This is a genomic window from Streptomyces sp. NPDC060049 (genome assembly GCF_042736715.1).
Taxonomy (GTDB): domain Bacteria; phylum Actinomycetota; class Actinomycetes; order Streptomycetales; family Streptomycetaceae; genus Streptomyces.
The window spans coordinates 44,313-56,180 of sequence record NZ_JBHWVV010000010.1; the positions used below are offsets into that span (position 1 = coordinate 44,313).

Consider the following 11,868-nt stretch of genomic DNA (forward strand, 5'->3'; position numbering starts at 1 on the left):
CCTCCCGCGTCATGCGCGTCGGCCCTGGGATTGGGTCGAGGAGAACCAGGTGACCACGTATGACGACCGAGCGAGCCTCGCGGATCTGACGAGCACGGCGCAGCGGGTGCGGGAGTCGGTCGAGAGCGTGATCGAGGGCAAGCCGGAAGTGGTCCGCCTCGCGCTGACCGTCCTGCTCGCCGAGGGCCACCTGCTGATCGAGGACGTGCCGGGCGTCGGCAAGACCATGCTGGCCAAGGCTCTCGCCAAGTCCATCGACTGCTCGGTGCAGCGCATCCAGTTCACGCCGGACCTGCTGCCCTCCGACATCACGGGCGTCAGCATCTACGACCAGCAGCGCCGCGAGTTCGAGTTCAAGCCGGGCGCGATCTTCGCGCAGATCGTCATCGGCGACGAGATCAACCGCGCCTCTCCCAAGACCCAGTCGGCGCTGCTGGAGTCGATGGAGGAGGGGCAGGTCACCATCGACGGCACCACCTACGCGCTGCCGAGCCCCTTCATGGTGGTCGCCACCCAGAACCCGGTCGAGATGGAGGGCACCTACCCGCTCCCCGAGGCCCAGCGCGACCGCTTCATGGCCCGCGTCTCCGTCGGCTACCCCAGCCCCGACGCCGAACTGCGGATGCTCGACGTGCACGGCGGGCTCTCCCCGCTCGACGACCTGACGTCCGTCGCGCACGCCCACGACGTCGTCAAGCTCATCGAGGCCGTCCGCGAGGTCTACGTGGCCGCGCCCGTCCGGCGCTACGTCGTCGACCTGGTCTCCGCCACCCGCAGCCACCCGGACCTGCGCCTGGGCGCCTCGCCCCGCGCCACCCTGCACCTGCTGCGCGCCGTGAAGGCCTCCGCCGCGCTGGCCGGCCGGGACTACGTCCTGCCCGACGACGTCCAGGCGCTGGCCGGTCCGGTCCTCGCACACCGGCTGCTGCCCACCGCGCAGGCCCAGCTGAGCCGCCGCACCGCCGAGCAGGTCGTCGCCGACATCCTGCAGCGCACCCCCGTACCGGCCGCGCACGCGCGCGGCGAGATGCCGCCCGGCGCGGGCATCCGGGGCTTCTGATGGGTGCCGGCGCACCGCAGGGCGCCGGCGGCCAGGGCGCGGGCGAAGGCGGCGGTTTCCGCGCGTCGCTGTCCGGCCTGACCACCCGCGGCCGGTCCTTCCTGGCCGCCGGCATCGCCGCCGCGCTGTGCGCGTACGTCCTGGGCCAGTCGGAGCTGCTCCGGGTCGGGCTCCTGCTCGCCGTGCTGCCGCTGCTGTGCGTGTACGCCCTGCACCGCACCCGCTACCGGGTCTCCGGCACCCGCCGGCTGTCCCCGGTGCGGGTGGCCGCCGGCGCCGAGGCCCGGGTGCAGCTGCGCCTCGACAACACGTCCCGGATGCCCACCGGCCTGCTGATGCTCCAGGACCGGGTGCCCTACGTGCTCGGTCCCCGTCCCCGCTTCGTCCTGGACCGGGTGGAGCCGGGCGGCCGCCGCGAGGTGTCCTACCGGGTCCGTTCCGACCTGCGCGGCCGCTATCCGCTGGGCCCGCTGCAGCTGCGCCTCACCGACCCCTTCGGGCTGGTCGAGCTGACCCGCTCGTTCTCCGCCTACGACACCCTCACGGTCATCCCGCGCACCGAGGCCCTGCCCGCGGTCCGCTTCACCGGCGAGTCCTCCGGCTACGGCGACGGCAGCCGCCGCTCGCTGGCCCTGGCCGGCGAGGACGACGTGATCCCGCGCGGCTACCGGCGCGGCGACGACCTGCGCCGCGTGCACTGGCGCTCCACCGCCCGCTACGGCGAGCTGATGGTGCGCCGCGAGGAGCAGCCGCAGCGAAGCCGGGCCACCGTGCTGCTGGACACACGGGACCTCGCCTACGAGGGCGCCGGCCCCGACTCGGCCTTCGAGTGGGCCGTCTCGGGCGCCGCGTCCGCCCTGGTGCACCTGCTGGAGCAGGGCTTCTCGGTGCGGCTGCTGACCGACACCGGGGACTGCGTGCCCCGCGAGGGCGGTGGCTTCACCTCTGGGGGCCAGGAGTCCGCGGAGGCCGCGGGCCTGATGATGGACACCCTCGCGGTGGTCACCCACTCCGACGGCGCCGGGCTGTCCCGGGCGTACGACGCGGTACGGGGCAACGGCATCGGCAGCGGCTTCGGCGGAGCCGGCGGTGACGGGCTCCTCATCGCCTTCTTCGGAGACCTGGACGACGTACAGACGGATCTGGCGGCCAAGATGTGCCGGCGCAGTGGGGGTGCCGTGGCGTTCGTGCTGGACTCCGCGGACTGGTCCGGGCGGCCGCCGGGGCTGGCTTCGGTGATGTCGCAGGGGCTGCCTCCGCTGGAGGAGCGCCTCGGCAGGCTGCGCGACGCGGGCTGGACGGCGCTGGCCGCCCCGCCCGGGGTGGCCTTCGGGGAGCTGTGGCGCCAGGCCGGCCACGCTCCGATCGGTACGGGTGGCGGTTCGGGTTCGGCGGGGGGCTGGGGATGAGCGGGCGGGCGAGACTGACGGTCTTCGCGGCTCTGGCGACCGTGTTCACCGCCTGGTCGCTGAACCCCCTGGTGGAGGCGGGCGGCTGGCTGCCGCAGGCGGCCCTGCTGCTGGCGCTGCAGAGCGCCGTGGGCGCCGGGGCGCGGCGGGTGCCGCTGGCGCGGTCGCTGACCGTGGCGGCCCAACTGCTCGTATCGCTGCTGGCGCTCATGCTGCTGTTCGGCGGGAAGGCGCAGTCCTCGACCGGCGACGGGCTGCTGGCCTATCTGGTGACGGACTTCGGCGCACTGTTCCGCCAGGGCGTCCAGGACGTGAACGAGTTCGCGATCCCGGCGCCGCTGACGGACGGGATCCGGCTGCTGCTGGTGTGCGGGGTCCTGTCGATCGGGCTGCTGGTGGACCTGCTGGCGGTGACGCTGCGGATGGCCGCGGCGGCCGGGCTGCCGCTGCTCGCCCTGTTCTCGGTGGCGGCGGGCCTGTCGAGCGCGGCCTCCGCTTCCGGCGGCGCCTCCTGGTTCGCGTTCGTACTGGCGGGCTGCGGCTACCTGCTGCTGTTGCTGGCCGAGGGCCGCGACCGGCTCGCGCAGTGGGGCCGGGTCTTCGGCGCGGCACCGCGCGGGCGGGTCGCGGCCGGCTACTCGGGCGGCGGGCAGGCGCTCGCCCCCGTGCGGACCGGGCGCCGGATCGGCGCGCTCGCGCTCGGGCTGGCGCTGGCGGTGCCCGCGGTGCTGCCCTCGCTGGGCGGGGGCGTGCTGGGCTCGGGCGCGGGCGGCGACGGCGCGGGGACCGGTATCGGCCCCTCGATCCAGGCGGTCAACCCGCTGGTGTCGCTCCAGTCCAGCCTGAACACCCAGGACAACCGGGTGGTGCTGAAGTACCGCACGAACAGCCCGGAGCTGAGCGAGCAGTACCTGCGGATCCTGGCGCTGGACGAGTTCAACGGCGTCAAGTGGGAGGCTTCCGGGCGGGCCCTGACGGACGTCCCGAAGCGGCTGCCGGACCCGCCCGGCGTGAGCGCCGCCGTCCTGGGGGGTGCCGTCGAGGTGGTCACCAACGTCTCCTCGGCGCAGACGTACGCGCAGCGCTACCTGCCGATGCCGTATCCGGCGACGCAGGTGGACATCGGCGGCAAGTGGCGGTTCGAGCCGGTCGGGCGCACGCTCGTCGGGGACCAGCTGGCCAAGGACAAGTTCCAGAACGCCCAGGGCGCGCAGTACACCGTACGGAGCCTTCTGCTGAAGCCGACGGCGACGCAGCTGCGCAAGGCGCCGCCGCCGAACGAGGCGGTCAAGGCCGAGTACACGAAGCTGCCGGAGAACCTGCCGGAGATCGTCGTCAAGACGGCCCGCGAGGTCACGCGGGGCGCCCAGGACGACTACACGGCGGCCGTGAAGCTCCAGGACTACTTCGCGGTCAGCGGCGGCTTCCGCTACGACACGAAGGTGTCCTCGGGGACGGGCTCGAACGCCATCGCCCGGTTCCTCGAGGACAAGGAGGGCTTCTGCGTCCACTTCGCCTTCTCGATGGCCTCGATGGCGCGCTCGGTCGGGATCCCCGCACGGGTCGCGGTCGGGTTCACCCCCGGTGAGAAGCAGTCCGACGGGAACATCAACGTCTCGATGCGCGACGCGCACGCGTGGCCGGAGCTGTACTTCGAGGGCGTGGGCTGGACCCGCTTCGAGCCGACGCCCCGGTCGGGCATCACGGTGCCGGACTACAGCCGGACCGAGACCCCGCGCAACGAGCCGGTGGCGCCGACGGCGGCCCCGTCCCCGAGCGCGGTGCAGCCTTCGGCCGGGCCGTCGACCGAGGAGGGCTGCCCGCCGGAGCAGAAGAAGCTGGGCGAATGCGGGCCCACCGCTCCGCAGCAGAACGCGGGGTCGGGGGACGGCGGGCCGTCGGCGGCCACCGTCCTGGCCTGGACCGCCGCGGGCCTGCTGGTACTGGCGCTCCCGTTGCTGCCGTTCCTGTGGCGCGGCAGGCTCCGGGCCCGGCGGCTCGGCTCGGGCAGCGTGCTGTCCGCCTGGCGCGAGCTCGCGGACTCGGCGTGGGACGTCGGGATCCCCCCGGACGAGGCGCTGTCCCCGCGGGGGGCCGCTGACCGGGTCGTGGAGCTGGGCCGGCTGGAAGCGGAGGCGGCCGACGCCGTGCGCCGGCTCTCGGGCGCGGTCGAGCGGGCGCTGTACGCCCCGCCGGGCGCGGAGCCCGCGTACGGGACCGCGGGGCCTGACGTCCTGCTCGCGCGGGCGGGTCTGCTCGCCGGGGTTTCCCGGACGGCCCGGCTGCGCGCGCTGTTCCTCCCCCGCTCGGGGGCCCGCGTCCGCTGGGCGGCCTCGTCCCGCTGGGCGGCGCTGACCGAGCAGGTCGCGGCCGCCGTCTCCCGGGTCCGCACCCGGATCCCGCTACGGGGTCGCGGCTGACGATGGGGCCCCGGGACACGGCTACGGCGCCGGGCAGGGCCCCGTACCAGAACGAAAGGCGGCCGGCGCCGGGGCTCGATCCCCCCGAGCCCCGCGCCGGCCGCCTTCCCACCGGTCGGAGAGACCCGGTCCACACCTGCCGCCCCGTGTCGGCGGTGCGGGCCGGGTCCCTGTCCGTTGCCCCCAGTCTGGCGTCCGCGCAGGTCGGGGCCCATCCGCGCGCGTACTCATTTCCGCGCCTAGGTACGGATACTCAGCCGCCCCACCAGTTCTACGCGGCCGCCGCCTCCCAGCGGCACCGCCGATCGGGGTACGTCAGCGGTTCCCGCTGACCCGTCCCCGCAGCAGCAGCGACAGCGCCGAGTGCACGTCGTCCAGCGACCGCTCGCTCTGGAACGACTGCCAGTCCAGCGCCGCCACGAGCACCATTCCCACCATCGCGGCAGCGGTCAGCGGCACGTCGATCTCCGCGCTCAGCTCCCCCCGTTCCACGCCCTCGCGCAGCACCGTCTCGACGACGGCGACCGCCTCCCGCCGGACGACCATCAGGGTGGACTGCCAGGTCCGGTTCGTCCGCCACAGCTCCGCGACGTAGAGCTGGGTGAAGGCCGGGTACCGGTCGATGAACACCAAGCCGGCCCGGATCATCGCGTCGAGCGCCTCGACCCGGCTCCCGCCCCTGGCCTCGGTCGATTCCGCCGCCGTCCGCAGGGACTCGGTCAGCAGCCCGACCCCGTGCCGCAGCAGCTCCTCGAAGAGCTCGTTCTTGCTGGCGAAGTTGTAGTAGACGGTGCCCTTCGCAACGCCCGCCCGCTCGGCGATCTCGTCGACCGTGGTCGCCGAGAACCCCTGCTCCGCGATGAGGGTGACGGCGGCTTCGTAGAGCTTCTGCCGTGTGGCCTGGCGGCGGGCGCCGCCCGCGGCCGTACCGGTGCTGCTGCGTTCCATGGCGCTGATTCTCACAGGTCTGCCGCTCCGCACCGGCTACAGGCTCAGTTCCGGATGCAGCCGGTCCATCGTCCACACCTGCTTGCCCCGGGCGGCGAGCGCGGTGAGGGCGAGGGCGCCCGCGGTGAAGGCGGCCAGTACGGCGCAGCCCTGCCAGACCGGGGTGAGGTCGCCGCCGGTGATGAGGCGGCGCAGGCTCTCGACCACGTACGACATCGGCAGGTAGGGGTGGATGGCGTTGAAGAACCCCGGGCTGGTCTGGACGGGGTAGGTGCCGCCGGCCGAGGTCAGCTGGAGCATCAGGACGGCCAGCACCAGGATCCGTCCGGCGGCGCCGAACTTGGCGTTGAGCCACTGGACGATCGCGGCGAAACAGCCGGTGACCAGCATCAGGAAGGCCACGGTGAGCGCAGGCCGGGCCATCTGCAGGCCGAGCCCCCAGTGGAGTACGGACATCAGCGCGGCCACCTGCGCGGCGCCGAGCCCGGCCACGGGCAGCCAGCCCGCGAAGGCGATCCGCCAGGGCGAGGCGCCGGCGGCGAGCGCCCGCCGGTTCAGCGGTGCGATCAGCATGTAGGCGACCATCGCGCCGACCCACAGCGAGAGCGGGATGAAGTAGGGGGCGAAGCCGGTGCCGTAGTTGGGCGCCTTGTGCAGGGACTGGTTGGCCAGCTGGATCGGATCGGCCATCACCTGGGTGCGGGCGTCGCGCTGCTGCTGGTCGTAGTCGGGGATCTTGCCGGCGCCGTCGTGGAGCCCGCCGGCGAGTTCGCCGTTGCCGTCCACGAGCTTGACCAGGCCGCCGTCGAGGCTGTGCGCGCCGTCGCCGAGCTTGCCGACGCCCTCGCCGAGGGCGCCGGAGCCCGCGGTGGCGGTGCCGATGCCGGTGTGCAGCTTGGCCATGCCGGTGGCGACCTTGTGGGCTCCGTCGTTGAGGGCGTTCACCTGGGTGACGGCCGCGTCGATGTCGGCGGAGAGTCCGGGCGCCTTGACGGCGAGCTTGCGGGCCTCGTCCTCCAGGTCGGAGAGCTGCTTGCGGAGCGTGCCGATGTCGCCGCCGGCGTCCTTGACGAGCGTGTCGACGTCGCCCGCGAGCTCGGCCCCCTCGGCGGCGTCGTCCTTGAGCCTCTTGAGCTGGGGGCAGGTGGCGGGCAGCGGCTTGGCGCCGGTGGTGCAGGTCTTCGCGTAGACGTCGGCGGCGCCGGTGGAGACGCGCTGGGTGACGGTGGCGGCGGCGGGGGCGGCCTTGGTGAAGGTGTCGAGGTGGTTGCCCACGACCTTGGCGGTGTCGGCGACGAGTTCGGCGCTGTCCGCGAGCTGCTTGGGGTCCTTGAGGAAGGGGCGGGCCTTGCCGGCGACGCCGCCGACCTTGTCGGCGAGCCGCTGGGTGCCGGCCGCGATGTCCTTCGTGCCGGTCTCGAGCTGCCCGGCGGCGCCGTTCAGCTTCTTCAGGCCGCCGGTGATCTCGCCGTTCTTCTCCTTCGCCGTGTCCAGGCCGTCGGCGAGGTCCTTGGCGCCCTTCTGGGCCTTGCCGGCGCCGTCGGTGAGCTTGTCGGCGCCGTCGGCCGCCTCGGCGGTCTTGTCGTGCAGGTCGGAGAAGTTGACGAAGATCTTGTCGAGGAAGCCGCGGGAGGCGTTGGTCGACGCCGCCGAGCGGACCTCGGAGAAGACGGTGCGCGAGATCGAGCCGACGATGTAGTTGTTCGCGTCGTTCGTGCGGACCTGGAGGGCCCCGGTCGCCGGGTCCTCGCCGGAGCTGGAGGCGATCTTCGTGCTGAAGTCGGCGGGCATGGTGAGGGAGAGGTAGTACGTACCGTTCTCCAGCCCTTCGGCCGCCTCCTCCGCGCTGACCTCGCGCCAGTCGAAGGTCTTGCTGTCGTGCAGCTTGCGGGTGATCTCGTCGCCCGCGTCGATGCGCTCGCCGTTCACGGTGGCGCCCTGGTCGGAGTTGACGAGGGCGACGGGCACCTTGTCGAGGCGGCTGTAGGGGTCCCAGAAGGACCACAGGTACAGGGCCCCGTAGAGCAGCGGCAGCAGGAGCAGCGCGACGAGCGCGGCCCTGGGCAGCTTCCCCCGCCCGAACCGCTTCAGCTCAAGCGCGGCCAGTTTCGGTGAGCGCATCGTCGTCCCCCTTCGTGTCGTCGGTGTCGGTGTCGGTGGTGCCGGTGCCCGCGGAGGTGCCCCAGGTGATCTTGGAGTCCACGGGCCGGGGTCCGGCGGCGTCGTCCCCGCCCGGTTCGGCGGCCGGCTCGGTGTGCGGCTCGGCGGCGGACGCGACCGTCCGCAGCACCGTCGCGTCGGCCGGGGCCTCGCTGCACACCGCCAGGACGGTGGTGCCGCCGGCGGCGAGGGAGCGGAGCAGGTCCCAGGCCTCGGCCCGCTCCGCGTCCGAGAGCTTGAGGTCGAGGTCGTCCAGGGCCAGCAGCCGGGGCGAGCCGAGCAGCGCGATGGCCACCGACAGCCGTACGGATTCCAGCCGTTCCAGGTCCCGCACGGAGGTGCGCGGGCCCTTGGGCAGGGTGGCGAGGTCCAGTCCGGCGGCGGCCAGTGCGGCGTCGATGCGGGCCGCGGAGGAGCTGCGGCGTTCGCCGCGCGGGCGGAGCAGGGCGCGGACGGGGCCCTCGTAGCGGCGCTGGAGCAGGGCGCCCTCGCGCAGTTGCTCGGCGACGGTGAGGGCCTGGTCGAGGTCGTTGACCCCGGACACCGGACCGAGGGCGGCGATGCGGCGGACCGCGGCCATCTTCTTCGGCAGCCGGTGTCGGCCGATCTCGGCGTGGCCCTCGGTGGGCTTCATCCGGCCGGTGAGGGCGAGGAGCAGGCAGGTCCGGCCGCTTCCGGAGGGGCCCTGGACCGCGATGAGCGAGCCGGGCTCCGCGTCGATCCCGACGCCCCGGAACACCCAGCCCCGCGGGCCCTTGAGTCCGAAAGCCTCGGCCCTGACGGCCGCGCCGTGCGGGCTGTCCACGCCATCCTCCTTCTTTTGAACTGACCAGTCAGTTCAAAAACTAGCACCTTCGGCGGCATCCGGTGCGCGCCGGGGGGAAGTTGTCCGGACGATGCCGCTGCCGCGAGGGCGAAAACGCAGGTCAGCGCGATTGTCAGTGGGGGCCTTCACGATGGGGACACGCACGGAATCGCACGGCACCACACCGCACGGAGCCACACCGCACGGAGCCACACCAGGCAGCGCGCAAGCGCACGCAACGACAGGAGGTTCGTCATGGCCACACCGTCCCCGTCCCCTGTCCACCCCGTCCCGCGGAAGTCGGCGGCACCCCCCGCCGCACTCGATCTGCTCGTCAAGGCCCACGAGGGCCTGGCCGAAGCCGCCCGGCTGACCCGGTCCAACGAGCGGTACGCCACCGCCCACCTCGCCGCGCTGCGCGCCGCCGCGGCCGTGCTGGCCGCGCGCGGGCGGCCCGAGCCGGTGAACCCGCGGCGCAAGCCCCGGATCCGCAGCGCGTGGGAGGTGCTCCCGGAGATAGCGCCCGAACTGACCGAGTGGAGCGCGCTCTTCGCCTCCGGCGCGGCCCGCCGGGCGCGGGCCGAGGCGGGGATAGCGGGAGCGGCGACCGGCCGGGACGCGGACGACCTGGTGCGCGAGGTGGCGATGTTCCTGCGCCTGGTGGAGCGGATGCTCGCGCTCCGGCCGATCACGCCCGCCGGCCCGCCGCCGGGCCTTCCGCTGGCGCGTGCGGGGCGTCCCGACGCGGGATGACCTGCCCGGCAGCCGAAGGCCATAGGGTGGGCACGAACCGCTCACCCAAAACGCGCCGAGGAGCCATCAGCCGTGTCGGACACTTCCCGCCCCCGCGCCTCCCTCCGCACCGCCGTGGTGTGGGAGGTCCTCAAGGAGGCGCTCGACCGCCGGGTGAAGGCGACCGGGCGGGACGTGCTGGACGTGCTCGACACCGGCGGCGGCACCGGCAAGTTCGCCGTGCCCGTCGCCCACCTCGGCCACCGGGTCACCGTGGTCGACCCCAGCCCGAACGCACTGTTCGGGCTGGAGCGCCGGGTCGCCGAAGCCGGCGTGGCCGACCTCGTCCGCGGGGTGCAGGGCGACGCCCAGGGCCTGCTCGAGGTCGTCGAGCGCGACGCGTACGACGTGGTGATCTGCCACGGCGTCCTGGAGTACGTGGACGACCCGGCCGAGGGCGTCGCCAACGCGGTGGCCGCACTGCGCCCCGGCGGCATCCTCAGCCTGCTGGGCGCCGGCCTCGGCGGGGCCGTCCTGGCCCGCGCGCTCGCCGGGCACTTCACGGAGGCCCGTACGGCGCTCACCGACCCGGCCGGCCGGTGGGGGCAGGGCGACCCGGTGCCGAGGCGCTTCACGGCCGAGCAGCTCGCCGCGCTGGTCGGCGACGCCGGTCTGACGGTCGGCTCGGTGCACGGCGTCCGGGTCTTCGCCGACCTGGTCCCCGGTGTTCTGGTGGACACCGAGCCGGGCGCGGTGGAGGCCCTGCTGCGCCTGGAAGAGGCCGCCGCCGAGCTGCCCGCCTTCCACGCGGTCGCCACCCAGCTGCACGTGCTGGGCGAGAAGCCCGCCTGATCTGCGGACCTTCCGGGCACGCAGTGGGCCACTCACCCTCCGAACCGGCGCCGTGCCCCGTATGATCGGAGGCAGTGACCGGCATGCCGAGCGGACCTCTGGGGAATAACGCCCTCGAGGATCGCCGGGCGGGCGGTCCGGCTTCGCGCACCACTCGTTTGTGACAGCGCCGTCTCCAAGACGGCACTGTGCTTTCCTCGGTACTTTCCAAGGGCAGTGTTTTTAGAACGTGGCGTAGAGGGCGGGTGTCACGGGGGCGATTCCCCGCCTATCCTGAAGGGGACCCCTGGTCGCTCCCCCCGCGACCGACGGATGAGGAGGACTCCCGTGCCGCTCTCGGAGCACGAGCAGCGAATGCTCGAGCAGATGGAGCGAGCGCTGTACGCCGAAGATCCCAAATTCGCTACAGCGCTTGAGGGAAGCGGACTGCGCACGTACACCCGGCGACGGGTCTACCAGGCAGTCGCCGGCATCGTGGTGGGTATCGCGCTCCTCATGACCGGTGTGATCATTCCGAACGTGCTTTGGATCAGCGTGGTGGGGTTCCTCGTCATGCTGGGCTGCACGGTTCTCGTGGTCACCGGTTGGCGCAAAGCCCCCAAGCCGGGTGAGCAACCCGCCTCCGGTAGTGCAGGCGGTTCGGCCCATGGCCAGAACCGGCAGCGTCGGTCGATGATGACCCGGATCGAGGAACGGTGGCAGCGCCGCCGTGACGAACAGGGGCAGTAGCCCCGACGACAGACTCGGGTGAGGGGACGGCCGCCGGAAGGCGGCCGTCCCCTCACTGCTGTGTCCGCCTTCCCACGGGGTCGTCCCCTCCCCCGCGTCCGGCCGCGGGACACGCCCCGTACGGCATGATGACCGGGTGAGTGTCCTCCCCCTGGTCTTCACCAGCGGCTGGGCCAGCGGGATCAACGCGTATGCGGTGGTCCTCCTGCTCGGCATCTTCGGCGCGACCGGACTGACCGACGAGGTCCCCGCCTCCCTGCAGCGCCCCGACGTGCTGATCGTCGCGGCGGTGCTCTTCCTCTGCGAGGCGGTGGCCGACAAGATCCCGTACATGGACTCGCTCTGGGACGCGGTCCACACCGTGATCCGCCCGGTGGCCGGAGCGGTGGTCGGCGCGCTGCTGGCCGGGCAGAGCGGCTCGCTCTCCGACATCACCGCCGGCGCGGTCGGCGGCACCACCGCCCTGGCCAGCCATTTCGTCAAGACCGGCACCCGCATGGCGATCAACACCTCGCCCGAGCCCTTCACCAACATCGTCATGAGCACCGCCGAGGACCTCGGCGTGGCCGGGATCGTCACGTTCGCGATGTTCAACCCGCAGGCCGCCGCGATCATCGCGGCCGTCCTGCTGGTCGCCGGACTCGCCCTGGTGATCTACCTCTGGAGCAGGATCCGCCGCTTCCTGCGCCGCCGGGCCCAGCGCCGCGAGGAGAAGCGGCTCGCCGCCGAGGTGGCACGCGTCGCTCGGTAGGC

General features: G+C 73.3%; 10 protein-coding genes. 7 read left to right on the plus strand and 3 right to left on the minus strand.

Annotated features, from left to right (window positions below; genetic code table 11):
- The first annotated feature begins 49 nt into the window (after positions 1 to 49).
- Genes ACFWBY_RS19935 through ACFWBY_RS19945 form a run of 3 tightly spaced genes read left to right on the plus strand, consistent with a single transcriptional unit; the run spans position 50 to position 4,889 of the window.
- The gene (locus ACFWBY_RS19935; protein WP_385336410.1) at positions 50 to 1,060 is read left to right on the plus strand and encodes an AAA family ATPase; all 1,011 of its coding nucleotides are present in this window, start codon (positions 50 to 52) and stop codon (positions 1,058 to 1,060) included.
- Positions 1,060 to 2,469 carry a DUF58 domain-containing protein gene (locus tag ACFWBY_RS19940; RefSeq protein WP_385336412.1) on the plus strand — a complete coding sequence of 470 codons (1,410 nt, stop codon included), beginning with the start codon at positions 1,060 to 1,062 and terminating at the stop codon, positions 2,467 to 2,469. Before ACFWBY_RS19935 ends, ACFWBY_RS19940 begins: the two co-directional genes overlap by 1 nt.
- A complete protein-coding gene (locus ACFWBY_RS19945; RefSeq protein WP_385336414.1) occupies positions 2,466 to 4,889 on the plus strand; it encodes a DUF3488 and DUF4129 domain-containing transglutaminase family protein in 2,424 nt (807 codons plus the stop codon). Before ACFWBY_RS19940 ends, ACFWBY_RS19945 begins: the two co-directional genes overlap by 4 nt.
- A 315-nt stretch (positions 4,890 to 5,204) precedes the next feature.
- On the opposite strand, the gene ACFWBY_RS19950 is transcribed toward ACFWBY_RS19945, so the two are convergent.
- Genes ACFWBY_RS19950 through ACFWBY_RS19960 form a run of 3 tightly spaced genes read right to left on the minus strand, consistent with a single transcriptional unit; the run spans position 5,205 to position 8,802 of the window.
- Positions 5,205 to 5,837: a TetR/AcrR family transcriptional regulator gene (locus ACFWBY_RS19950; RefSeq protein ID WP_385336416.1), complete on the minus strand. Its 633-nt coding sequence runs from the start codon at positions 5,835 to 5,837 to the stop codon at positions 5,205 to 5,207.
- 36 nt (positions 5,838 to 5,873) lie between these two features.
- Entirely contained in the window at positions 5,874 to 7,958 is a 2,085-nt protein-coding gene (locus tag ACFWBY_RS19955) for a YhgE/Pip family protein (RefSeq protein WP_385336418.1), read from the minus strand.
- Positions 7,930 to 8,802 (minus strand): ATP-binding cassette domain-containing protein, encoded by an 873-nt coding sequence (locus tag ACFWBY_RS19960; protein WP_385336420.1) that lies wholly within the window; start codon positions 8,800 to 8,802, stop codon positions 7,930 to 7,932. The genes ACFWBY_RS19955 and ACFWBY_RS19960 overlap by 29 nt, the downstream gene beginning before the upstream one ends.
- Positions 8,803 to 9,057: 255 nt before the next feature.
- Here ACFWBY_RS19960 and ACFWBY_RS19965 point away from each other — a divergent pair, with 255 nt between their 5' ends.
- The 4 genes from ACFWBY_RS19965 (at position 9,058) to ACFWBY_RS19980 (ending at position 11,866) form a co-directional block, all read left to right on the plus strand.
- Positions 9,058 to 9,555 carry an SAV_6107 family HEPN domain-containing protein gene (locus tag ACFWBY_RS19965; protein ID WP_385336422.1) on the plus strand — a complete coding sequence of 166 codons (498 nt, stop codon included), beginning with the start codon at positions 9,058 to 9,060 and terminating at the stop codon, positions 9,553 to 9,555.
- A 72-nt stretch (positions 9,556 to 9,627) separates the two neighbouring features.
- A complete protein-coding gene (locus ACFWBY_RS19970) occupies positions 9,628 to 10,386 on the plus strand; it encodes a class I SAM-dependent methyltransferase (protein ID WP_385336424.1) in 759 nt (252 codons plus the stop codon).
- Between the two features lie 327 nt (positions 10,387 to 10,713).
- Complete coding sequence (locus ACFWBY_RS19975) at positions 10,714 to 11,115, plus strand: DUF3040 domain-containing protein (RefSeq protein WP_385336426.1); 402 nt, start codon at positions 10,714 to 10,716, stop codon at positions 11,113 to 11,115.
- Positions 11,116 to 11,251: 136 nt separating this feature from the next.
- The gene (locus tag ACFWBY_RS19980) at positions 11,252 to 11,866 is read left to right on the plus strand and encodes a DUF4126 domain-containing protein (protein WP_385336428.1); all 615 of its coding nucleotides are present in this window, start codon (positions 11,252 to 11,254) and stop codon (positions 11,864 to 11,866) included.
- Positions 11,867 to 11,868: the final 2 nt, after the last annotated feature.